This window comes from Thiomicrospira sp. (assembly GCF_014859555.1).
Taxonomy (GTDB): domain Bacteria; phylum Pseudomonadota; class Gammaproteobacteria; order Thiomicrospirales; family Thiomicrospiraceae; genus Thiomicrospira.
On sequence record NZ_JACUTY010000011.1, the window covers coordinates 1 to 23945 of the forward strand.

At 44.3% G+C, this 23945-nt stretch carries 24 protein-coding genes and 2 tRNA genes; 14 read left to right on the forward strand and 12 right to left on the reverse strand.

Going from position 1 to position 23945, the window contains the following annotated elements; translation table 11 throughout:
* The first annotated feature begins 57 nt into the window (after positions 1-57).
* From IBX48_RS03260 to pgl, 5 genes are all read left to right on the forward strand, one after another.
* Positions 58-133: transfer RNA gene (locus IBX48_RS03260), tRNA-Gly, on the forward strand.
* A 90-nt stretch (positions 134-223) separates the two neighbouring features.
* Positions 224-299, forward strand: a tRNA-Glu gene (locus IBX48_RS03265).
* 222 nt (positions 300-521) lie between these two features.
* Entirely contained in the window at positions 522-1970 is a 1449-nt protein-coding gene (gnd, locus tag IBX48_RS03270) for a decarboxylating NADP(+)-dependent phosphogluconate dehydrogenase (RefSeq protein WP_296830684.1), read from the forward strand.
* A 2-nt stretch (positions 1971-1972) separates the two neighbouring features.
* Positions 1973-3454, forward strand: a complete 1482-nt coding sequence (zwf, locus tag IBX48_RS03275) for a glucose-6-phosphate dehydrogenase (protein ID WP_296830686.1) — start codon at positions 1973-1975, stop codon at positions 3452-3454.
* On the forward strand, positions 3447-4139 hold the full coding sequence (gene pgl, locus IBX48_RS03280; RefSeq protein WP_296830689.1) for a 6-phosphogluconolactonase: 693 nt from the start codon (positions 3447-3449) through the stop codon (positions 4137-4139). Before zwf ends, pgl begins: the two co-directional genes overlap by 8 nt.
* A 14-nt stretch (positions 4140-4153) precedes the next feature.
* Here pgl and IBX48_RS03285 read toward each other — a convergent pair whose 3' ends face one another.
* The 4 genes from IBX48_RS03285 to IBX48_RS03300 all read right to left on the reverse strand — a co-directional run bounded on the left by IBX48_RS03285 (position 4154) and on the right by IBX48_RS03300 (position 8062).
* Positions 4154-4693 (reverse strand): DUF2062 domain-containing protein, encoded by a 540-nt coding sequence (locus IBX48_RS03285; protein WP_296830691.1) that lies wholly within the window; start codon positions 4691-4693, stop codon positions 4154-4156.
* Positions 4680-6842 carry a bifunctional (p)ppGpp synthetase/guanosine-3',5'-bis(diphosphate) 3'-pyrophosphohydrolase gene (locus tag IBX48_RS03290; protein ID WP_296830693.1) on the reverse strand — a complete coding sequence of 721 codons (2163 nt, stop codon included), beginning with the start codon at positions 6840-6842 and terminating at the stop codon, positions 4680-4682. Before IBX48_RS03290 ends, IBX48_RS03285 begins: the two co-directional genes overlap by 14 nt.
* 105 nt (positions 6843-6947) lie before the next feature.
* Entirely contained in the window at positions 6948-7766 is an 819-nt protein-coding gene (gene rlmA / locus IBX48_RS03295; protein WP_296830695.1) for a 23S rRNA (guanine(745)-N(1))-methyltransferase, read from the reverse strand.
* A gap of 11 nt (positions 7767-7777) precedes the next feature.
* Positions 7778-8062: a peptidylprolyl isomerase gene (locus tag IBX48_RS03300; RefSeq protein WP_296830697.1), complete on the reverse strand. Its 285-nt coding sequence runs from the start codon at positions 8060-8062 to the stop codon at positions 7778-7780.
* 233 nt (positions 8063-8295) lie between these two features.
* Between IBX48_RS03300 and dusA the strand changes: the two genes are divergently transcribed.
* Genes dusA through IBX48_RS03320 form a run of 4 tightly spaced genes read left to right on the forward strand, consistent with a single transcriptional unit; the run spans position 8296 to position 11612 of the window.
* The gene (gene dusA / locus IBX48_RS03305) at positions 8296-9354 is read left to right on the forward strand and encodes a tRNA dihydrouridine(20/20a) synthase DusA (protein ID WP_296830700.1); all 1059 of its coding nucleotides are present in this window, start codon (positions 8296-8298) and stop codon (positions 9352-9354) included.
* Positions 9341-10993 (forward strand): exodeoxyribonuclease VII large subunit, encoded by a 1653-nt coding sequence (gene xseA / locus IBX48_RS03310; protein ID WP_296830702.1) that lies wholly within the window; start codon positions 9341-9343, stop codon positions 10991-10993. The genes dusA and xseA overlap by 14 nt, the downstream gene beginning before the upstream one ends.
* Positions 10983-11213: an exodeoxyribonuclease VII small subunit gene (gene xseB, locus IBX48_RS03315; protein ID WP_296830704.1), complete on the forward strand. Its 231-nt coding sequence runs from the start codon at positions 10983-10985 to the stop codon at positions 11211-11213. Before xseA ends, xseB begins: the two co-directional genes overlap by 11 nt.
* 36 nt (positions 11214-11249) lie before the next feature.
* On the forward strand, positions 11250-11612 hold the full coding sequence (locus tag IBX48_RS03320; protein WP_296830707.1) for an arsenate reductase family protein: 363 nt from the start codon (positions 11250-11252) through the stop codon (positions 11610-11612).
* A gap of 284 nt (positions 11613-11896) precedes the next feature.
* Here IBX48_RS03320 and IBX48_RS03325 read toward each other — a convergent pair whose 3' ends face one another.
* Positions 11897-12334 carry a hypothetical protein gene (locus IBX48_RS03325; protein WP_296830709.1) on the reverse strand — a complete coding sequence of 146 codons (438 nt, stop codon included), beginning with the start codon at positions 12332-12334 and terminating at the stop codon, positions 11897-11899.
* Between the two features lie 175 nt (positions 12335-12509).
* Here IBX48_RS03325 and IBX48_RS03330 point away from each other — a divergent pair, with 175 nt between their 5' ends.
* From IBX48_RS03330 to IBX48_RS03345, 4 genes are all read left to right on the forward strand, one after another.
* Positions 12510-14042: an RNA polymerase factor sigma-54 gene (locus IBX48_RS03330; protein WP_296830711.1), complete on the forward strand. Its 1533-nt coding sequence runs from the start codon at positions 12510-12512 to the stop codon at positions 14040-14042.
* An 81-nt stretch (positions 14043-14123) separates the two neighbouring features.
* Positions 14124-15056: a hypothetical protein gene (locus tag IBX48_RS03335; RefSeq protein WP_296830713.1), complete on the forward strand. Its 933-nt coding sequence runs from the start codon at positions 14124-14126 to the stop codon at positions 15054-15056.
* A 16-nt stretch (positions 15057-15072) separates the two neighbouring features.
* Positions 15073-15801, forward strand: a complete 729-nt coding sequence (locus IBX48_RS03340) for a response regulator transcription factor (protein ID WP_296830715.1) — start codon at positions 15073-15075, stop codon at positions 15799-15801.
* 25 nt (positions 15802-15826) lie between these two features.
* Positions 15827-17362: an ATP-binding protein gene (locus IBX48_RS03345; RefSeq protein ID WP_296830717.1), complete on the forward strand. Its 1536-nt coding sequence runs from the start codon at positions 15827-15829 to the stop codon at positions 17360-17362.
* On the opposite strand, the gene IBX48_RS03350 is transcribed toward IBX48_RS03345, so the two are convergent.
* Positions 17342-18439: an SPOR domain-containing protein gene (locus IBX48_RS03350; protein ID WP_296830719.1), complete on the reverse strand. Its 1098-nt coding sequence runs from the start codon at positions 18437-18439 to the stop codon at positions 17342-17344. The genes IBX48_RS03345 and IBX48_RS03350 overlap by 21 nt on opposite strands.
* 85 nt (positions 18440-18524) lie before the next feature.
* Here IBX48_RS03350 and IBX48_RS03355 point away from each other — a divergent pair, with 85 nt between their 5' ends.
* Positions 18525-18686: a hypothetical protein gene (locus tag IBX48_RS03355; protein ID WP_296830721.1), complete on the forward strand. Its 162-nt coding sequence runs from the start codon at positions 18525-18527 to the stop codon at positions 18684-18686.
* Between the two features lie 7 nt (positions 18687-18693).
* Here IBX48_RS03355 and IBX48_RS03360 read toward each other — a convergent pair whose 3' ends face one another.
* The 6 genes from IBX48_RS03360 to dnaB are packed head-to-tail and all read right to left on the reverse strand — an operon-like array spanning position 18694 to position 23942.
* Positions 18694-19110, reverse strand: a complete 417-nt coding sequence (locus IBX48_RS03360) for a YchJ family metal-binding protein (protein WP_296830723.1) — start codon at positions 19108-19110, stop codon at positions 18694-18696.
* A complete protein-coding gene (locus IBX48_RS03365) occupies positions 19091-20449 on the reverse strand; it encodes an MATE family efflux transporter (protein WP_296830725.1) in 1359 nt (452 codons plus the stop codon). The genes IBX48_RS03360 and IBX48_RS03365 overlap by 20 nt, the downstream gene beginning before the upstream one ends.
* Positions 20450-20454: 5 nt before the next feature.
* Entirely contained in the window at positions 20455-20793 is a 339-nt protein-coding gene (locus tag IBX48_RS03370) for a hypothetical protein (RefSeq protein WP_296830727.1), read from the reverse strand.
* Positions 20794-20808: 15 nt separating this feature from the next.
* Complete coding sequence (locus tag IBX48_RS03375; RefSeq protein ID WP_296830729.1) at positions 20809-21408, reverse strand: NUDIX domain-containing protein; 600 nt, start codon at positions 21406-21408, stop codon at positions 20809-20811.
* 4 nt (positions 21409-21412) lie between these two features.
* Complete coding sequence (gene alr, locus IBX48_RS03380; protein ID WP_296830730.1) at positions 21413-22489, reverse strand: alanine racemase; 1077 nt, start codon at positions 22487-22489, stop codon at positions 21413-21415.
* 1 nt (position 22490) lies between these two features.
* A complete protein-coding gene (gene dnaB / locus IBX48_RS03385) occupies positions 22491-23942 on the reverse strand; it encodes a replicative DNA helicase (RefSeq protein ID WP_296830732.1) in 1452 nt (483 codons plus the stop codon).
* Between the last annotated feature and the right edge of the window lie 3 nt (positions 23943-23945).

A 23945-nucleotide genomic window follows, 5' to 3' on the forward strand; every position in this document is an offset into this window, starting at 1 on the left:
AGGACACTGCCCTTTCACGGCGGTAACAGGGGTTCGACTCCCCTACGGGACGCCATTGCGGGAATAGCTCAGTTGGTAGAGCACAACCTTGCCAAGGTTGGGGTCGCGAGTTCGAGTCTCGTTTCCCGCTCCAAATTTTGTTGAATTGAATAGCCTAGGCCGGTTTGAAATATAACCCTATTCAGTTTGACCTAATCCATGCCTAGCATGGAATGCAAAACACGTCCCGTTCGTCTAGAGGCCTAGGACACTGCCCTTTCACGGCGGTAACAGGGGTTCGACTCCCCTACGGGACGCCAACACTAAAGCCTGAGTAAATTTAATTTGCTCGGGCTTTTTCATTTCTGCGGCTTTAATTTTCTTAATCTTATGGTACATTCATAAGCAGAATGTCTTTCACTTCATGGTGCCGTTTATATTATCAATTGAATTAAATTCAGCTAAAAAATTGGCTTTGGTTTTTCAATTTGTCATCACCAACCATCACAAACTATGCTTAACGCATACAAAGGAAACGCATTATGTTTCAAGCAGATATTGCCTTAATCGGCCTGGCGGTTATGGGGCAAAACTTGGTCTTAAATATGGCCGACCATGGTTTTAAAGTCACGGTTTACAATCGTTCTTTTGACAAAACACAGGCTTTTATAGAAGGAACGGCAAAGGGCAAAACGATTCAAGCGGCTGAAAACCTAACCGATTTGGTGAATTCCTTGTCAACACCACGCAAAATCATGTTGATGGTAAAAGCCGGGTCGGTGGTGGATGATTTTATTGATCAACTCACGCCTTTGTTAGAGGCGGGCGATATTATTATTGATGGTGGCAATTCACTTTATACCGACTCAACGCGTCGCACGCGTGAGCTGGCTGACAAAGGTTTGTATTTTATTGGCACCGGCGTGTCGGGTGGTGAAGAAGGTGCGCGTTTTGGGCCATCTATTATGCCGGGTGGACATCCAGAGGCTTGGCCATTTGTTCAACCTATATTCCAAGCAATTGCGGCGCATTCGGACGATGAGGCTTGTTGTGATTGGGTTGGCCCAGAAGGCGCAGGGCATTACGTTAAAATGGTGCACAACGGCATTGAATATGGTGATATGCAGCTGATTTCGGAAGCTTATCAGCTTATGCGTGAAGGTTTAGGTATGAGTGCCGATGAATGCCACCAAGTGTTTACCGAGTGGAATCGTGGGGTGTTGGATTCGTACTTAATTGAAATTACCGCGGATATTTTGAGTTTTAAAGACACCGACGGCGAACCGTTGGTAGATAAGATTCTAGATGCCGCCGGGCAGAAGGGTACCGGAAAATGGACCGGAATTAGCTCGCTCGAAATGGGCATTCCATTGACCTTAATTACCGAGTCGGTGTATGCGCGCTGTTTATCGGCATTAAAAAATGAACGTTTGCAAGCCGCAAAAATTTACCCACGTAGCTTACCGACGGTAGAAGTTGAACGTGAAGTGATGTTACAGGCGATTCATGATGGCTTGTACGCGGCTAAAATTATTTCTTATACCCAAGGCTATATGTTGATGGCGCAAGCGGCCAGCGAATTCAAATGGCCGCTTAATTACGGTGGCATCGCTTTAATGTGGCGTGGCGGTTGTATTATTCGTAGTCGGTTTTTGGCTGAAATAAAAAGCGCATTTGATCAACAGCCTGATCTAGCGAATTTATTACAAGCGCCGTTTTTTGAACGGGCGATTAAAGAAGCCGAATCTAACTGGCGCCATGCGGTTATTTTTGGTGTACAAAACTCGATTCCAACGCCAGCGTTAAGTTCAGCGCTGGCATTTTTCGACGGTTATCGCAGCGAACAAGTGTCGGCTAATCTGATTCAGGCACAGCGTGATTATTTTGGTGCCCACACTTATGAACGTGTTGATAGACCCCGCGGTGAATGGTTTCATACGGACTGGGTTGGGTCTGGTGGAAATATCCGCTCTAGCACCTACGAGGTTTAAGTATGACAACCCATTGTACTTATGTCATTTTTGGCGCGACCGGCAATCTGTCGCTTAGCAAATTGTTACCGGCGTTTTATCACTTAGAGGAAGTCGGGCGTTTAGACGAAGGTGTCAAAATTGTCGCGATTGGTCGTCGTGATTGGCAGCGAGCAGACTGGATTAAGGCGGCACGCGAAGCCATTTTTCCATTGGCCCGTGGCGGTATTAAGGATGATTTATTTGAAAAGTTTAGCCAGCGGCTGGATTACTTTAAAGCCGACATTGATGAGCTCGAAAGTTTTAAACGTTTAGCGAGCTATTTTGAAGCCAATCAATTCTCAAAAAACATGGCGTTTTATTTATCCATTAGCCCCAAAGACTTTGCTCCGGTGGTGGAAAATTTAGGCAAAACCCATTTGCTGAATGAGAAGGATGGCTGGAAGCGAGTGGTTTTTGAAAAGCCGTTTGGTTATGATGTCGAGAGTGCAAAAAGTCTTCAAATTCAACTCAATAAACAACTTGATGAAAGTCAAATGTACCGAATTGACCATTACCTGGGTAAAGGCATGGTGCAAAATTTACTGGTTTTTCGGTTTGCCAACTTGTTAATGGAACCGCTCTGGAACCGCAATTATATTGACCATGTTCAAATCACCCACGCTGAAGCCAAACCGATTGGAGAACGAGCCGGTTATTACGATGGTAGTGGTGCGTTACGCGATATGATTCAAAGTCATTTATTGCAATTGCTTGCACTGATTGCAATGGAGCCGCCTGCTTCAATTGAAGCCGAAGCTTTGCGTGATGAAAAGGTTAAGTTACTTAAATCCATCCGACCCATTAGCAAAAGCTCGGTCAACGCGCAAGCGTATCGCGCTCAGTATGCGGCCGGCGAAGTCGAAGGTAAACCAGCGGTATCCTACTTAGATGAGCCCGGCGTATCACCAGATAGCGTGACCGAAACCTATGCGGCTTTAAAATTGTATATTGAAAATTGGCGTTGGGCGGGTGTGCCGTTTTATGTTCAAACCGGCAAAAATATGCCTAAAAACCAGACCCTGATTTCAATCTGTTTTAAACATCCGCCTAAACAGTTTTTTAGGGATTCTCAAGTGAAAAAGATGGAGCCAAACTGGTTAGTATTTGGGATTCAGCCAGAAGAGACGATTCGGATTGAAATGACCGCCAAGCAACCCGGTTTGGAAATCAATACACACCAAATTAGCTTGGATGCCTTTATGCACCAACCCGGTGCATTAAGAAGTGATGCGTATGAAGACCTGTTACTGGATGTGATTAAAGGTGACCGGTCATTATTTTTACGTTATGACGAAGTCAAAGCCGCTTGGAAAGTGGTCGATCCCGTGTTACAGAACTGGTCAAGCGAACGTGGCTATATTGATACCTATCCATCGGGCACTTGGGGGCCTAAAGATTCAGTGAAGTTATTTGATCAGCCTGGCCAAACCTGGCGTTATTCGTTGGAACCAGAACATGAGTGAGTTACCGACAGGTTGGTGTTTGTTTGATGAAGCTGAAAGCCTTGCCAAACAGGCGGTTAACTTAATTATTGAGACCGCTGAACAGTCGATTGCCGAAACAGGGGTGTTTCATTTGGTCACCGCTGGTGGAACAACACCTAATCGCTGTTATGAATTATTGCGCGAACAGAACCACCAGGCCTGGTCGAAATGGTTTATTTATATGGGGGATGAACGTGTTTTGCCAGTGGATGATCCAGAGCGCAACAGCGCAGCATTGCACCAGGCCTGGTTGTCGTTTGTGCCGATTCCGGCTCAAAACATCAAAACGATTCCTACTGAATTAGGCTTAGAGCACGCGGTTCAACTTTATAGCCAAACTTTAGAGTCAGTGGATCAATTTGATTTGGTGATGTTGGGCATGGGTGAGGACGGCCACACCGCGAGTTTGTTTCCCGGACATCATAATCAAGACGTAAGTGCGGATGTGATTGGCATTGATAACTCACCTAAATCGCCTTTGGAAAGGGTGAGTTTGAGTTATCAGCGCTTAGCTAACACTCGAGTGATGCTTAAACTTATTAGCGGTGCGGGTAAACATCAAGCCGTTAAGGCTTGGTTGGATCACCAGGCCTTACCCATTAATCAATTAACAGCGAACCAACAAACCTGGGTTTATATTGATCAAGCCGCTTACTTTGGGTAATACCAAGCGCCCCTTTAGTCTGCTGAAGGAGGCCGTTTGGTTTGTTTGCGTTTGGGTAGGTGCAGTCGAATATGCGGCAAACGCATAAAGCGAATCACCAGATATAAGATCGTGCCTAACAATGTGCCAATAAAAATATTGCCAAACCAGAGTGGTAACCAGATTTGGGGTAATACTTCAATCATCCAGCCCCAAATCCCCACGCCATCGGTAACTTCAATATGTTGAACGGTTGGCATATCCAACAGACGTGCGCCCACAATATAACCAAAGCTCCAAATAGGCCACATCGTTAGCGGATTGGTGATCCAGGCCAAGGCCACGGCCAACGGAATATTAGCTTTTGCATAATAAGACATAATAGCCGCCATTGGCATTTGCAGCGGCATCGGAATAAAGGCGCAAAAAATGCCTACAAAACCGGCTTTCGCAAATGTATTGCGATCACCACGCCAAAGGTCTCGATTTTTTAGACCAGGAAATTTCTCATTTAACCAGCTACTGTATTTGATAGATCGAATGCCTTTCAAAATGCCCATTTTAATCGATCGCATCGGTTACCTCATGTTGTTCAATACTGACTTCTTCAATATTCGCTAAAGCTTCAAGTTGGTCGAGCAACTGACCTAAGTCGGTTGACTCGCTGATTTCTAGTTCCATCTGCATATCCACTGACCGCTCTTGGCGGTCGGTTTGCGTGTCGGAACGCACTAGGTTGACATCAAACTCGGTCAACTTGGCCATTACATCGCGCAATAAACCTTTGCGATCAAAGGCCAAAATATGCAATGTCATCATAAAGATGGATTGCTGATCGGATTGATTGCTCCAGCGCACATCAATTAAACGCTGTTTATCGCTGTCGGATAAATTTAATATATTCGCACAATCAACACGGTGAATCGTGATGCCGCGCCCACGTGTGACAAAGCCAATGATTTGATTAGCGGGCTTGGGCTCACAGCAGGGCGCAAGCTGGGTGCGTAAGTTTGGCGCACCCACCACAAATGGCTGAATCTCTTCAGTCGGCAGGATACTGGGTTGCGTTGGCAGTGTTTTTTTCTGCTTTAAGTAAGGCCGAATGCGTTTTTGAATCGCATTCAAAAGCTGGCGTTCATTTAGCTGACCTTTGCCTAAGGCTTCAAAAAAATCTTTCTCCAACTCAAAATGAAAGTGTTCAGCGATGTTTTTAGCCGTTATATGACGCGCATTTAATCGTTTTATTTCACGTTGGAATAACTGTTCACCTGATTCAATATTGGCGTCTTTATTGCGTTTGTTAAACCAGTTTTTAATGCGTGTGCGGGCGCGGCTGGTTTTGAGGTAACCCAAATTTGGGTTAAGCCAGTTACGGTTGGGTTCACCGTGTTTAATCGACAAAATTTCAACCCGATCACCGGTTTTTAATGCCTGGGTTAATGGAATGATTTTGCCGTTTAGTTTTGCACCTCGGCAACTGTGGCCTAAATCAGTATGAATCGCATAAGCAAAATCGAGTGGGGTGGCATCTTGCGGCAAGGTAATGATTTGGTTATTTGGGGTTAGAACATAGATGTTCTGACTTTGCAGTTCCATACTGATTTCGTTGAAAACCTCAGAATCTGACCGATTTTCAAGCAGTTGGCGCATACTGTTAATGCTAGCTTCTAAGTTGACATCATGACCTTTGCCACCTTCTTTGTATTTCCAGTGCGCGGCAATGCCGTGCTCGGCATGCTGGTGCATCTCATGGGTACGAATTTGAATTTCAACCGTTTTACCTTGCGGGCCAATGATGACAGTATGAATCGACTGATAGCCATTTTCTTTTGGGGTTGCAATGTAATCATCAAATTCATTACGAATAAAATTCCATTTGCTGTGAACTAGGCTTAAAGCACGATAACAATCGGATACGTTTGACACATAGATACGCAATGCACGCAGATCGTACAGCTCATCCAGTTCCAAGTGTTTTTTCGACATCTTTTTCCAGATGCTGTAAATATGCTTTGGACGGCCAGACACCTCGGCGATTAACTCTTCATGATCAAGCAGTGATTTCAGCGTCACGGTCAAGTCGTGAATGTAGTGTTCGCGTTCAGCGCGTTTATCCGCAAGCTGTTTTGCAATGGCTTTATAGGTATCTGGATGCAGATATCGAAACGACAAATCCTCCAGTTCCCATTTTAGTTGGGCCATGCCTAGACGATTAGCGAGCGGTGCAAAGATGAGTTGGGTTTCTTCGGCAATTAAGCGGCGGGTATTTTCGTCTTCTAATTTCAAGTGGCGCAAACGTGCCACGCGATAACCGAGCTTGACCACCATAATACGAATATCCGAGGTCATGGCTAGTAGCATTTGGCGCAACCGCTCGGTTTGAATTTCATCGCCATGTGTATCCACATCAAACTCTTTAAAATTGTTTAAGCGGCGAATACCTTCAACTAACCTGGCGGTGTTTTTGCCAAACTGCTTTTCAAAATCTTTAATGGTGTAAAGCGGTTCTAAATTAAGGTCACTAATTAAAGTCGCAATATAGGTGTCATCATCCAAGCTAAGACTGAGCAACACATCCATGGCTTCTAAGCTAGAAATTAAGCGACGTTCCGGCAGGTACTCCGCTTCTAGAGCCAACTTACAGGCATTCAGCAGCTCAGTCGAAAACTGGTCTGGATTGCGTTTTGGAAATAAACGTTGAGCTAAGTCGAGTTCAGGTGTCATCTTATTGCGTTCGGTCCATTAAATTAAGCCAATATGCTAACAGATTTGAGATTTAAAAGGAGTCACCAGGCCTGGTTAGCGGCCTAAATATTGGTATTTACTTAATTATTGATTTTTTTGCTGAACACAGATTAGGAAATCGGCTTTAACTTTAACTAACGAATGGGATAAGGCTTGTTTTTGCTCGGGGTTTAATTTCCAACCAAATGGGGTCATGTTAAGCAAATTCAGACGATCAGCCTCACAATCAAGCGTCATCTCATAACTGAGTTTATGCTGTTGAATTAACTCAAAGCCTTGAATCGATTCAGGAGTTTCATCGTGGGGTTGAGGTTGGCTATAGATGGCTTGTTTTAGTTCCGCCAAATGATCCGCCGCTGGTTGAACCGTGATTAACCATCCACCCGGTCGGGTGACACGTTCAATTTCGGACGCTAAAGAGGGCGCGTAAATTCGCATTAAGCCATCGAAGGCCTGATCCGAAAACGGCAAATCATACGCACTGGCAACACAGAACTGGATTTGTTTATCACGCTTAGCCGCATAACGAATCGCGTCTTTAGAGATGTCTAAACCCCAAATTTGCGCTTGATTTTTCAGGTTGAAAGCCGAATGGAGGCGGGCGCTGTAATAACCTTCACCGCAGCCCAAATCCAAAATTTGTGGTGTCGGCATAAAGCCAAGGTAATCTATAAAAAGCTGGTTTAGTTGGTCAGATAATGGCTGATAAAAGCCGGCATTAAGAAAGTCGCGGCGGGCTTGCATCATATCGGCATTGTCGCCAGGGGATTTAGAACGTTTGTTTTGAACCGGTAGGAGATTGACGTAGCCTTGTTTGGCAATGTCAAAGCTGTGACGTTGGTCACAGTGCCATTGTTGCCCATCACGCACAAGTGGATGTTGGCAGAGTGGGCAACGATACATAAAGTGGAAACTTATTCTGTGCGGCTGGTTACTTCTAACAAGTGATAGCCAAACTGAGTTTGAACTGGACCTTGTACGGTATTAACGGGTGCGCTGAACACGACCTTATCAAACTCAGGCACCATCATACCTGGGCCAAATTCACCTAATTCGCCACCTTGAGAAGCCGATGGGCAGCTTGAGTGTTGTTTAGCGATGTCGGCAAAATCCGCGCCGTCTTCAATTTGTTTTTTTAGGTCTAAACATTGTTGTTCGGTTTCAACCAATAGGTGACGAGCTGATGCGCGCTGTGCCATAGTGCTTTCCTTATGTTAGGGACAATTTTTTTTCAGCGTGACCTGTTGTATATACTCAGTTTGCACGCCATTCGAGCGCGTAATACTACAATGAAACGCCAAAAAGTCCAAATCAAACTCAAGATAATTAAGACGGCTATCAACAAACTGGTCGGTTATGGGCGCCAGAATTGCATGTTAATGCATCTTAATGGATAATCTTAGACTTTAAATTACCTGACTTAAAGTAACCTGTGACCAAATCTTTTAGCTCTGCAACTTCAAAAATCAGCCCGCACCGCTTCGCCGTTGCGCCCATGATGGATTGGACCGATCGCCATTGTCGTGTTTTTCATCGTAAACTTAGCCACCAGGCCTGGTTGTATTCCGAAATGGTCACCACTGGTGCGATTATCTATGGCAAAAATCTACCACGTTTTTTGGGTCATGATGAACAAGATATACCGGTCGTATTGCAATTAGGTGGGAGCGATCCGGCTGATTTAGCTCATTGTGCTAAGTTAGGCGAAGAGTGGGGCTACAGTGCCATTAATCTAAATGTCGGTTGCCCGAGTGATCGTGTGCAAAACAACTTAATCGGCGCATGTTTAATGGAGCATCCAAAATTAGTTGCTGATTCTGTCGCCGCCATGAAAGCCGTAGTATCGATTCCAGTGACGGTTAAGTGCCGAATTGGCATTGATGATCAAGAAGACCTAGATACCTTATTAAGTTTCATCGGTGGCTTGGTCGAAGCCCAAGTGGACGGTGTAATTATTCATGCGCGTAAAGCTTGGCTGCAAGGTTTATCGCCCAAACAAAACCGACATGTGCCACCACTTAATTACAATTGGGTGCATGAAGTAAAACAAGCTTTTCCCGCGCTTGAAGTGATGATTAATGGCGGCATTGCTTCGCCCCAAGCAGGCCTGGCGCATCTCGAAGTTTATAATCAGTTGCCAGCCGTAGATGGTGTAATGTTGGGGCGCGCCGTATATGAGCAACCCTATTTATTGGCCGAGGTTGACGCTTTATATTATGGTGATGAAAGCGTCAGCCAAACACGTAAAGCGGTATTAGAAAGCATGTATCCCTACATTGAAACGCATCTTTCGTCCGGTGGGCGTGTAAATCATATCAGCCGTCATATGATGGGTTTGTTTCATGGTCAACCCGGTGGACGATTATGGCGACGGTATTTATCCGAAAACGCGTTTAAACCAGGCGCGGGTATTGAGGTGCTGCAACAGGCTTACGCCTTAGTTCAGCAAGCGACTGAACGACGAACGGAGTCTCAAGATGCTGTATCTTGATGTACCCTATCCAGACAAGGATTTAGCCAAACAGCAGGGCGCACGTTGGGACCCGCTTAAACGTAAATGGTATTTGCCTGACCCTGAGCAAGTTGATTTAAGTTTGTTTTCACAATGGCTTGATCCTGCAAGTCAAACCGATTTAATTGTCGAAGCTGCGGCTGTAGATCCGCTGACCGGTTTGCTGGATTTAAGTTTCGATTCGGTTGCTAATCCATCGGGTGATGAAAGCGCCACTAACAGTGTCAGCTTGACGCAATTGCTAAGTCAGGTGCAGATCAAACTAAAAGGCGCGTTCCCACAGGCTGTATGGGTGAGGGCGGAGATTGCGAATATTAATGAGCGTCGCGGCCATATATATTTAGAGCTGAGTGAAAACAACGACCAAGGTCAAACCTTGGCTTCGTGTCGTGCGATGATTTGGGCTTCGAATGCCAGTCGTTTATTGGCTAGGTTTGAACAAGTGACCGGCAGTGAGCTACAAGACGGTCAAAACGTGCTGATCCAGGTCGCGGTTAACTTTCATGAGAAGTTTGGCTTTTCGCTGGTAGTTGAAGATCTTGATCCTAAGTTCACCTTAGGTGAGATTGAAGCTAACTTAATTGCCATTCGTAAGGAATTGATAAAGTTAGGGATTTATCAAGCCAATAAACAAATTCCTTTGCCCTCTGATTTGTTTAGAATCGCGGTGATTTCGCCACCTAACGCGGCTGGTTTAGGCGATTTTCGCGCCGAAGCGGATGCACTTGAACACTATAACTTATGCGAGTTTGTGTATTTTCATAGCAGTTTTCAAGGCGAAGCGGTGTTAAGTGAAATGCTGAGTGCGCTGGATGCATTTAGCGGTATTCACCAAAATAATCCGTTTGATGCCTTGGTGATTATTCGCGGAGGTGGCGCTAAGTTAGATCTCAATCCGTTAAACCAATTGGAATTGGCAAAAGCCTTGGCGACTCAGCCATTACCGGTTTTAACTGGAATTGGACACGAACGTGATAATACGATTTTAGATGAAGTCGCGTGCTTAAGATTTGATACACCTAGTAAAGTGGCCGCCGGCATTTGGCACCGAATAGAAAGCAGCGCAAAGCAAGCTATGCAGAACTGGCAGCAAATTGAACGCCTCAGTCAGCAGCAATTGCAGACCACGCAAGCTCAGTTGCAGCAGCTCAAACAACACATTGATTATTCACAACAACGTAACCTGACGCATTGGAAAACGCAGCTTGAGCCCTTATATACCCAAATAAAACACACCAGCCAGCAATGGGTGAGCAGTGAACGTGCAAGCTTAGATTATCAATTGCGCCATATCATTAGCCAAGCTCAGCAACCCTTAAATCGGGCAAAACAGCAGCTGGAGCTTAACCAACAATTGATTGAGCAGAATGCTAAAAGGGCGATTGGTTTGTATCGTCAACAGCTCAAGAAAACTATGGGGTTTATTTTGAGTTCAGGACCGCAATCGCAACTTAAACGCGGTTTTACCATTGCAAAAACACAACAAGGCACACCGATTTCCAGTGCCGCTCACGCTCAATCCTTAAGCCAATTTGGAATCGAATTTCAAGACGGTATAGTTCAGGTAAAACCGCTTAAGAATTTAATTAACCAGGAGTCCAGTCAACATGACGGCTAAAGTTCAAACCAAAGCATCTGCAAAAGCCGAAAGCTTCAAACAAAATTATGCACGCCTGCAAGAAATTGCCGAGCAATTAACGCATGCGGAAGAAGTCGATATTGACCAGTTAGTACCAATGGTTGATGACGCTAGCCGTGCCTACCAGGTTTGCAAATCGCGTCTCGATGCGGTGGAAGCCGCCTTAAGTAAACGTTTAGATAAAGAGAACAAAGAATAAAAGCATCAAGATAATAATAAGATCAAGGATAGGTTTATGACAGCCAAACAAGCCCGCATCTACCACAACCCCATGTGCTCAAAAAGTCGAGGGGCTTTAACCTTATTGCACGCGAATGGTTATGAAGTTGAAGAAATACGTTATTTAGAAACACCGCCTAGTGTCAAGGAATTGAACGAATTATGTCAACTATTAAAGAGTCAGGCCATCGACATTATCAGAACAAACGAAGTCTTGTTTCAAGCCATGGGTTTAAATGTGAGTGATGATCGTGAGCACCAGGCCTGGTTAGAGATTTTAAGCTCGCATCCTAAGTTGATTCAAAGACCGATTGTAGTGATTGGTAACCAAGCCGTTATCGCCAGACCACCTGAAGAAGTGACGCGGTTATTTTCATAGTTCCGAGTTTGGGTAAGTTTTGTAGTGAGGGCTAACGGCTGATTGGTTAGGGCTAATAGGGCTAATTTCTACATTATCCAATTTAACATAATATACATTATGCGAACAACTAGTTGGGTTTATATCAACACGAATTGTTTCTATCTGATTGTTAAATATAACAAATACTAGAAGTTGAATAAAACTTAACCTGTACTGCGTGGAACATAATTTGCAATTTTAGACACAAAAAAACCAGCCTGAAGCTGGTTTCTGTCGTTCGACGAGTTATCTTGCTGAAACGCTTAATCGCCTATCCCGATTACAAAATATGCAAACAAAGACACGATAGCTAACAAAATTGGAATCCAAGCCTTGTCTTCTTTTTTAATCAAGCCATAAACCCCAGCACCAAAAGCGGCTATGGCCGCAATCCATGAAATGGGCGGAATCACAAAAAATAGAATCGCCAAAATACCGGTCACCATACCAAAAGTGGTCGCATTGCCAGGCTTGTATTTATTGGTATTACGCATATCATCAGGCAACGAATTGCCAGAGTTTAAACGCGCAATAATAGCATTTGCATCCGATACGCTGAGTTCTTCGGCTTGTTGAATTTCTTCATCCCGCATGCCGAAGGTGACTTTACGTTGGCGAATTAACTCACGAACTAAGTCATCCCAACTTGCACTGTCATCTAGCTGATCAATAAGTTGTTTAGCTTCAAGTTTCATTGTCATTTCTGGGTCCTCCCAAGACTTTTTGATGTTGTCGTTACGTTTTTATTAGTTTTCGATTATTATATCGACAACTCTAAGCTTTAGGGGTGAATTTGATACTTAGTCTGCGTCGTTTGCTTGAGTTTTATTGTTAAAATAAGCTCAAGCAAACGACGAATTAAAGGAGTGTTTGTAGATGGCGATGATGCCAGGTTTACAAATAAATATTGGTCAACAACTTAAATTGACGCCCCAGTTGCAACAGTCAATTAAGATATTGCAGTATTCCGCTCTGGAGGTTCAGCAGACGATTCAAGCGACGCTTGAAACCAACTTTATGCTCGAAATTGAAGATGATTTGGTTGATGACTTGGACAACTCTGATGAATCGCGAGATAAAAATGCGTTAGAGGATTTAGAGGCTGGCGGTCAACTAGCCGCTGATCAAGACCTAAAAGCACTTGATATTAGTGATGATGCCAACCATGCCGATGAGGCTTACAGCGCAGATTATTCTTGGGATGACTTATATAGCGACCGACAAACCACCCCTTCTTCGTCTCAAACCAGCCGTTCGCAAGATTCTGATGAATATAGCGCACCAGAAAACTATACAGCTGAACAAGTTAGTTTGCATAGCCACCTAAACTGGCAAGCCGACATTTATGCTTGGCCATCGGACAGCTTTGCGACTATTGCCTCATTCTTAATTGATGAAATCAACGACGAAGGTTATCTGCATGCGCCTCTCGAATCAGTGCTCAATTCTATTCATCAACATGAACCTTCGCTAAAGATCAGCTTAAAAGATCTAGAAACGGTTTTGGAAATTATTCAACAGTTCGAGCCGTCGGGTGTCGGCGCGCGATCAGTTCAAGAATGTCTACTTCTACAACTTAAATCCCTGCCTAAAACGCCCTACCTTGTCACCGCCAAACAGTTGATCGAAGAGCATTTTGACTGGTTGTCGTATCGTGACCATAAACGCATTAAAAAGGTGTATGGATTGGATGATGCTCAGCTCGATGAGCTGTTGCGCAGTATCCAATCGCTGAATCCGCGCCCTGGCCGTGAATTTTCGGTAACACAAGCGGATATTGTTGTGCCCGATTTACGCCTATTTCGATCGCGCCAAGGTTGGGTGGTTGAGCTGAATGCCGAGGCTTTTCCGCGATTAAACGTGAATGCTACCTACATTGATCTGGCGAGTAAATTAACCAATAGCGAGCAAGCGCGTAAAATCAAAGAACAATTGGTTGAAGCGCGGGGCTTGATTAAAAGTGTACAAAGTCGTGGCGAAACATTGTTGCGGGTTGGGCGATATATTGTCGAAAAACAGCATCGGTTTTTTGAAGAAGGCGAACAAGCTATGCAGCCCTTGGTTTTGCGTGAAGTGGCCGAAGTTTTAGAACTTCATGAATCAACGATTTCGCGCGCCACCAACCAAAAATATATTCAAACTCCGCGCGGAACCTTCGAGCTAAAATATTTCTTTTCTACCGGTGTCAGTCAATATGGCAGCGATGACCAATCAGCGATTGCGATTAAAGCACATATTAAAGAATTGATTTCACAAGAAGAGGCCAAGAAACCTTTAAGTGATAATAAGTTAATGGAGTTATTAGAAGAAAAAGACATCAGTGTCGCACGTCGCACGATCGCCAAATACCGTGAAGCTTTGGGTATTCCCTCTTCTAGCGAACGTAAAAAACTGCACCGCTTCCGTTAAATTAATACACTATCTATTAATAACAAATAATCATTCATCCTGCATAACAACAAGATTACTTTAAATAGCGAGATAAATTCTATGATGACTAGACAGCCTATCGAACAAGTTCAGCACGCCGCCCAACAGAAATGGCAACATCAAGCTGAGTTTAAAGAATATATGTCAGCGGTAAATCCGCCCATGCCGAACATTGATGTGTTGAGTTTTCCGCATAGTTTGCATGAAGATGGGGCGACACGTGTTATCCCGTTTGATCTAAAACAACAGTTAAAAACTAACTATGATGCGACCACGCCTAATTTGATGGCGAACTTTATTCGTATTGGTGATGGCACCAGCATTCGTACCGATGCTAAAGCCACCTCACAAATGTTTTATGTGATCCGAGGCAAAGGCCGCACTCAAATGCAACATGGCACGATTGAGTGGAACGAAGGCGACCTGTTTACCTTACCTTCGGTGCCAGATGCCTTGCATAGTGCGACCGCTGATTCAGCGCTTTATTGGGTTCACGATGCGCCTTTATTAAACTATTTAGGTGTGCAACCTACAGAGCAACGTTTTGAACCCGTGCTTTACACCAAACAACGTCTACACGAAGAACTGGCCAAGGTGCGTGCTCAAGGTGAAGGCCGCAACCGTACCGGTATTTTGTTGTCCAACCCTAATTTCCCATTAACTATGACTTTAACTCACACACTTTGGTCTTTATATAATGTGTTGCCAAAAAAGGTGGTTCAAAAACCGCACCGTCATAACTCGATTGCCATTGATTATTGCGTCGCGGCGGGTGAAAACACCTATACCATGATTGGTAAAGAGTTAGATGAAAACGGTCAAATTGTCGATCCGATTCGTGCTAACTGGGTCGCTGGTTCGGTGTTTATTACACCGCCGGGTTGGTGGCATTCACACCATAATGAGTCGGATGAAGATGCGGTTGTATTGCCTATTCAAGATGCTGGTTTAATAATGAATATGCAAATTCTTGATTTCCAGTTTGTTAAATAACCAGGCCTGGTGATTGATGATGCCCTCGGAACCTGAACTTTACCGAGTACTGATTGTTGAAGACGACCGCACGCAACTTGAAAACTTGCGTGCGGCGCTAACTCAGAACAACCTAACTTTAGAAACCTACCAAACCAAATCAGATGTTCAACAACGCTTTAAACAGCAACTGCCCGATCTGTTTATAGCCGACATTATTTTAGGTTCTGATACCGATGCTGGTTTTGATTTGGCGCGTGAGCTGCAATCCTACCAGCGCCCTATTCCGATTATTTTTCTATCTGAACGTCAATCAGAGTTCGACATAATGCTTGGTCATGATTTGGGTGCGGTGGATTATCTACCCAAACCGGTGAGCTTGGCCGTTCTGCAACGCAAAGTCACCAATATTCTTTGGCTTACAAAAGGCTTGAACCAGTCGGTTTCACAAGCCGCCGCCAACCAAACGACCAGCCAGCTAGCCGGTTTAACCATTGATAAGCCAAACCTAAAGGCTTATTGGCATAATCAACCTTTGGCTTTGACTATTACCGAACTCGAAATGCTTGAGCAGTTTGCGCAACAAGCCGCCGGGTCGGTGATTTCTTATCAACAATTGCAGGTGGCTACACAAGGAGTGGTGGAACGTAATACCATCAACACCCATATTTGCCGAATTCGCCAAGCCTTTAAACAGCATTGCGCGCATTTCGATCATATCCATAATGTTTACGGACGAGGATATAGTTGGCGAGATGCGGATTGACGCATTAAGCCCAATCAAATAGTTTATGAAATTGCTTAACTTGCCCTTCAAGTTTACGATTCGACGTCGTTTAATTCTGCTGCTTTTAATGCTAGGTTTATTACCGCTATTGGCTTATCGGTTTGCGATGGATTTTCAACATCTGTTACTTGAACATCAAGCACGTCTACACCAACACACCGTGAAAAACCTGGCGCTGATTTTAGAGAGCCGTCCTGATCTGTGGGGACAAACTCAGGCCGCTGGCCAAGTTTTATCGCATGTTGATCTGCAAACCAGCTCAATTTGGTTGGTTAATTCACAAGGTCAAACCAACTATGTGATGGGACAGCTTGCCAAACAAACCCCACAATCTATCCCGGTGTTTGAACAGCTAGGTGCGCAAATTATTGGTTTGGTGGGTCAACTATCCGGTCAAATTTTACCTTACCCTTTTCCACAAAGCGAGAAACCCGAACTCACCTTAATTAAGTTAGCCTTAGACGGTCAATCCAGCCAACAATACCGCACCGATCAACAAGGCCAAGCGGTTAGCTTAATGTCAGCGAGCCCGCTTTATCTTGATAAACAACAAGTGGGTGCGATTGTGTTTGAACAAAACCTCAACACCATTTTTAATCAAACTTTGCGTCACTTTCATTATTTGGTTGGATTGGGCAGTGTATTAATGCTGTTAGTGTTGTTGGGAATTTGGTGGTATTCAGGTTCTTTATCCAATCGCATTATGCGCCTGAGTCGCGATGTAACCAACAGTTTTGAATTAGAGCGCCGGCAATGGCAACCTGATGCTTTGATACGTTCAGAGCCCTATGCCGATGAAATTACAGACTTACGCCAGACCATCCTAGAAATCCTTGGAAAAATAGCCAGTTATGAACGTTATCTCAAACAATTACCCAATAGTTTGCGCCACGAATTGCATAACCCAATTAACCGTTTAAGTGCAACTTTAGAGTTACTCAGCTTAGAGTCGGATCATCCAAGAATAGAGCAAGCTCAGCAAAGCCTGCTGCAACTTCAGCAGATCATTCAAGCTTTATCTGAATCATCGAGCCTTGAGCAAAGTTTACAAAACCACTCTTTAAACCCGCTTAAAGTCGTGCCAAGACTGCTAAATTATTTTAACGATGTGCAAGCCAGTCAAGCACCAGGCCTGGTGCTAATCGAAGATCAGTTTTCGAAACGTAATCTGTCTGTCATGGCGGATGGTTTCTTGCTTGAACAGTTGTTAGATAAATTAATCGACAATGCGTTGTCTTTTAATAACGCCGTCTGTCCGATTCGAATTCGCTTAGCCAACACGGACAAAAAAATGTGTATCGAAGTGATTAATTGCGGTCCGTTATTGCCGGTTGGTTTTGAAACGCAAATATTCGAAGGCATGGTATCCATGCGTTTGCCGAATAAAACAGATGAAATGCATTTAGGATTAGGGTTGTATTTAGCTCACTTAATTGCCGAATTTCATCAAGCGGATTTGCAGGCCAGCAATTGGAAACAAGCCGACCTACAAGGAGTGAGTTTTAAATTGAGTTTGGACTTACTCGACGCGACCACTTAAATCACGTACGCGACGAATCCAAGGTGAGATATTGGTATCGTCTTTAATCTGAATTGAGGCTTGGTTGGCTTCTGTGCGCTGACTATAGCTGCCCACTACCAACACAAAACTTTGCTTACCATCGCGTACTTGCGGAATAATTTGAGCATTTCTAATATTTTTATCCGCCATGATTTTCTCAATACCGGCCCGTTCTTGCATGCTCGCGAGCTGTAACACATAGTGTTCCGGTGTTTGTTGTTTTAACCAGTTCACGCCATTACTGCTGGTTGATTTTGATTCAACCAGACGAACCAACCTTTCCTCAGCTCTGGGGACACTCGGTGCTTTTGGTTCGGCAACGGTTGGCTGGTTCACCGACATGTCATTATGAGTCGTTTGCGAGCCATTAGACGTTGACGCCTCTAGCGCAACACCAGAACGTTTAAGCTGGTCAACTAAACCTTGCAAACGCGATTCCATCTGGCGTTCTAAGGTTTGAGTAACGTCATTTAAAGCATTTGGGTTTAAACGAGGACGTTGATTCTGCATATTGGCTTGTAGATTTTTTAAACCGCTTAATTCCTGCTCATATTGATCCAAGCGCGCCATGACCGTTTCAAAAGCATCGCTGTTGCCACCCTGCTCAACCGTGTCACGTAATGCGATCATATCTTCTTGCAACTGAACCATGGTTTCTAAGGTTTCATTATGGAGGTTGCTCATTTGCTGCAAGTCTTTTTGAACCGTTGTGTAGGCAATATAAACCACACCAATAACCGTTAACAGCAAGGACAACATGATGATGACACCAAAAAAAGACACCTTATTATTAGTGGTGTTCATCGGCGGCTTGTTTGAAGCCGGACGGCTTTGTTGTCTTGAGGCATCACGTGAATGGCTTGATGATGTATTTTGAGATACAGGCATAACTTGCTCCGCGGCGTTTAGCCAATCGTTAAGAGTATGAGGACGCGCTTCATTAGATGATGAGCCCGATGAAGGTGAACGTTTAGTTGAAATCTGACTGGCTTGAGCTTCGATCGCTTCGAGCAACTTAGCGCGCTCTTTCTCAAGTTCTGAAATTGTTTGTGCCATAAAATCTTCCCAACTGCCTTAATGGTGATGTGAATTAAGTTTTTTATTGTAAAATGTAAGCCATAAAAAATAAATGGAAATTTAAATGGCTTCGATTACTTTGAATCATGTGCTGGATGCGTTACTAATTATGTTAAGTTTAACCGCTATCAGCGTAACTATCGTGGGTCTACTGATGTTTGGCTTATATCGTTTTTTTAAAAACCAAAAAGACGAAAACCCCAACCAATCAAATAAACCCGATTAAATACGTTTTAATCTAAAACTACCCCGCTAAGATAGCACCAATAGCCACTCGAGTTGCGCTGAAATTGACTAATTTCGCGCATTTCCCCTAGCTGTTTGCCTTGCTGGTAAAATGCGCCAAACTCAACGACTCCAGTTGCATCATTTTCAGAGCCTAGCTGAGTTTGATAAATGACTAATTTAAACCAATCAGGTTGGTCGGTTAAATCGAGCTCGCTGGGTCGAGTGTTTGCACACCAGCTTTCCAATAAATAATCGACCAAGCCCAAGCGGAATGCACTAAAACGCGATCGCATTAAGGCCTCAGCGCTTAAAGCCGGTTGGATTTTAGTATGAATAGGTTGGCAGCAGGCTGAATAGGGTTGGCCTGAACTGCACATGCAATCTGCCAATGAATTATAGGGTTTATTGTTTGAATTCAACATGTTGAATCATCCATCGTAAGCGATATATTAATAAAATGGCCGCCATCGCTAAACCACACACTATGCCGAGCCAGAATCCAAATACACCCATAGGCTCACCAAACGGATTAAAAAAAGCCAGTATATAGCCGCCGCCTAACCCTACACCCCAATAACTAATAAAGGTCACCCACATCGTAACTTGGGTATCATGCAGCCCTCTTAGCGCACCGGCCATGGCGACTTGGATCGCATCAAATACTTGATAAGACGCGGCAAATAAAAATAGGATCAACGCAATCTGCACGACATCGGTATGGCTGGTGTATAAAGCAACGATGGATTCACGAAAGCTTAGCGTAGACAAGGATAACAGAACGCCGAATATCAAAGCCAGCCCTGCCCCTGTATAGATGCTACAGAGCAAAGCATCGCGATTTTCTTGGCCGTAAGCCATTCCAACTCGCACCGTCATCGCCATGGCTAAACTCAGCGGCAACATGAACAATAAAGACGTAAAACTCATCGCTACTTGATGTGCACCAATCACACTCGTGCCTAAGGGTGCAATAAACAAGACAATAAAGCTAAACATACCGACTTCAAATAACAAAGCAAACGCCATCGGTAATCCAAGCAGCAAAATAGGTTTAAAGCCCATTGACCAGCTAGGGCGTGTGGTTGTTATAGAACGGTAAACTTGGGTTTTAGATGAAAAACGCACATAAACCCAAGCGCCAATCAACATCGACCACATCACAATTGCGGTCGCCACACCACAACCTACCGCTCCCATGCCTTCTATTGGGCCATATCCATAGATAAATAACGCATTAAGCGGAATATTTAGCAATAACGCCGCCATACTTAATGTTAGGGTTGGAAGTGTAATCCCCAGTCCTTCCCAGAAGAATCGATAGACTTGGAACAGCGCAATGCCCGGCAAACCAAATGCGGCCCAAAATAAATAATCTTCGGTCAAAGAAAATACATTTGGCGCTAAGTTCAGCAGATTCAATAAGGCTTGCGGATGCATTAATATCAGCATACTGGCGATGCCGAGTGGTAATGCCAACCATAAACCTTGCGATAAGTTGTAGCCAATTTGTTGGACTTTGTTTTGACCCAGGAATCGAGCAGTCATAGGGGTGACGGCCAGCAATATGCCGGTCGTGAAAATAAATACTGGCAATAAAATACTCGAACCTAAACCAATCGCCGCCAAGTCAGCCACCCCTACCCAACCAGACATAATGGTGTCGACTACCCCTAAACTGGTTAAGGCTAATTGCGCGGTAAAAATAGGTAAAGCCAAGCGGATTAACTGTTTAATTTCAGCTTTAATAGCAGGAAAGTTCATGGCGTTTATGGTTTGTCTGAAGGGGGTTGATCATCCTGAGTCGAAGGATCGAATTCCACCTCATCTTCCTCAGGCGGCAAACTGAGTTTTTGGGGCGCAATAAAGATAATCAGCCATTTAATCGACCAATACACAATCGCGTAAATAACAATGGCTAAGGCCAGAATTAAGGGGAAACCGATTAAGGAATCAAGCAACTCCGTTTCACCTTTTATCATTCGGGGTAGAAGTTGCTGCGCTACGACCGTATAGTACAACCACATCAAAGCGGCGATCGCGCTGATCAGAACCATGATCTGATGCAGTTTTTTGCTGGGATGGGCATATCGAAATAGATCAAGCATGAGGTACTCAGTGGTTTAGGAAATTAAACGTTGAAAAAACAGCCATTGTAACCCAATGATGGTGCTAGCTACATTAAATTCCCCGTTCAGTAAACGTTGCTTGGCCTGAGAAAACGCTAGTTTGATAATCCGAATATCCTCAACTTCATGCTCTAAACCAGAAAACTCCGCGAGCTGGTCACTGTCGAGTTGCGCGGCATAAAGATGTAAAATTTCGCTTGATCCCCCTGGGCTGGGGTAAAACTGGCTGATGTATTCAAAATCCTTTAAAGCGATTCCGGCCTCTTCTAACACTTCACGCTCACAGGCTTGTTGTGCGGTTTCACCTTCATCAATCATGCCAGCAACCGGTTCAATTAACCAGGCCTGGTGGTCATGTTGGCTGATGATTGCTTGTTCTAATGCACCCGCGCGACATTGCTCAATTAAAACCACGCATTGTTTTGTTAAATCATAAAGTAGCACAACCACCGCTTGGCCTCGGTTGAATAGTTCACGTCTAATCTTTGGGCTCATGCCGCCTTGGTAAAGGCTGTGTTGGTAATCGACTAATTCTATTTTAAAGAAACCTTGATAAGCGATTGTTTTTGAATGAATGTTAAGCGTTTTCTTCATCTGCTTAAATCTCATCGTTTATTTCAATAATGGGTACACGTTGGGTAATGCCACATAAGAGCTCATAACCAATCGTACCGGCCGAGTCGGCGATTTCGTCTACACTTAAACCGTCTCCCCACAAAATGACCGGATCGCCAATCTGTACCGAGTCCGCAAAGTCGGTTAAATCAATCGTAATCATATCCATCGAAACCCGGCCAACAATTTGAGCGCGTTGGCCATTGACTAAAACCGGCGTACCACTGGGCGCATGTCGAGGATAACCATCACCATAACCCGCCGCAGCCACGCCGATTAAACTGCGGCGTTGAGTTTGCCAAGTTTGGCCATAACCGACCCCCTCACCTTGATCAAGCCATTTAAGACTGATAAGTTGGGTTCGGAAAGTTAATACGGCACGGAACTGAGTTTGTAATTTGCTCAAAATACCCGCGCCATATAACATAATGCCAGGGCGAATCCAGTCAAAATGAGCGCAGGTTAGGTTTTGTACGGCGGCTGAGTTGGCGAAACTTCTTGGGTAGTCGAGCTTCTTGGTGGCCTGTTCAAATACCTGTAATTGCTTAGCCGTAAACAAGTCACTTTCGCTGGCGCTTGCAAAGTGTGACATCACATGCAAGCTGATTTTGGGTTGCGCATTTTGCAACTTAATCATGATTTGTTTAAAAGCTTGCGGACTAAAACCTAATCGATGCATACCGGTATCGATTTTTACCCAAACTTTGATCGGCGTTTGAATATTCGCCGCCAGTAACCAGTTAACCTGGTAAGGTGAATGCACCACCATTTCTAACCGATGTTGTTCAACTAAGTTGATTTCATCGGCACCAAAGATACCTTCGAGCAGTAAAATTCGATGCAAAAACCCTTTCTGACGCAAAATAAGCGCCTCATCCACTGAGGCCACCGCAAACCCATCAGCGGAAGCCAATTGATTCGCCACTCGCCCAACACCATGGCCATATCCATTGGCTTTGATCACCGCCCAAATTTTAGCCTTGGGCGCTAAAGCACGAACTTGGTTTAAATTATGACGTAAGGCGGCTAAATTGATTTGGGCACAAATTGGACGAGACATATTAATAATGCATATCCTGTGAAGGTATGGAAGCGAAGTTTTCAAAACGCGTGTATTCGCCAATAAAGGTTAAACGAACCGTGCCGATTGACCCATTACGGTGTTTACCAATAATAATTTCAGCGGTACCTTTATCGTCGGTGTCTGGGTAATAAACTTCATCGCGGTAAATAAAGATAATTAAATCGGCGTCCTGCTCAATCGCCCCTGATTCACGTAAATCTGACATTTTGGGGCGCTTATCGGGGCGCTGTTCTAAGCTGCGGTTAAGCTGTGATAAAGCAATCACCGGAATATGCAATTCTTTGGCAAGCGCTTTTAAACCACGCGAAATTTCAGAGATTTCGTTTACACGGTTATCGGTATTTTGAGAACCACGCATCAACTGAAGATAATCGATGACGATTAAACCTAAACCGGTTACTTTCGATTCGGGATCTTCAACTCCCGCTTCGATCGCTTTACGGCGTTGTTTGTCACGAATATCTTTATCAATGCGACGTGCGCGGGCTCTTAACTCGGTGATCATCAGCGCGGGCGTGTCATCTATGTAAATATCGGCGCTCGATAAAAGCGAAATGGCTTTATTCATCTTAGCCCAGTCTTCAGGCTGGAGTTTACCGGTTCGCATGCGATGGGCATCAATTCGTCCGAGTGAGCTAATCATACGCATCGCCAATTGTTCACCAGGCATTTCCATACTGAATACCGCAACCGGATAACCACTTCTGGTCGCCACGTTTTCAGCCAAGTTCATCGAAAAAGTGGTTTTACCCATCGATGGACGCCCGGCCACAATCAATAAATCGCCATTCTGTAAACCAGAAGTCATTTCATCAAACTCGGTCAGATGGGTTTCAATTCCAGTGATAGAGCCATCGGAGTTAAATAGTTCATCAATTCGGTTAATTGCCGAGGCTAATAACTCATCCATCGTTTTGTATTGGCGTTGTTTGCCTTCACCATGCTCGGCAATCGCCATAATTTTAGACTCAGCAAAGTCTAAAATTTCGCGAATGTCTTTGCCTTTGGTAAAGAAACAGCTTTCAGACACTTCATTAGTCGCATCAATTAGCTTTCGAAGCACTGATTTCTCACGCACAATCTGGGCGTAGAATAAAATGTTACCAGCCCCTGGTGTATTCGATACCAAATCGGCAAGATAGCCTTTTCCACCCGCCAGTTCAATTTGATTTGAAGCTTCCAGCACTTCGACCACAGTAACTAGGTCAAATGGTTTATTGCTGCGGCTTAATTCACAAATAGCGGAGTAAATTGCTTGATGTTGTTTGGTATAGAAATCATATTCGTTAATGACAACCGATACATCCTCAAACGAGGCATTTGATAACATTAATCCACCCAATACAGATTGCTCTGAGTCGATGGAGTGCGGTGGCACTTTAAAGGGCGTTTGGGAGGCCGATGTGACGCTTTGGAGATTGCCTTTCATAAC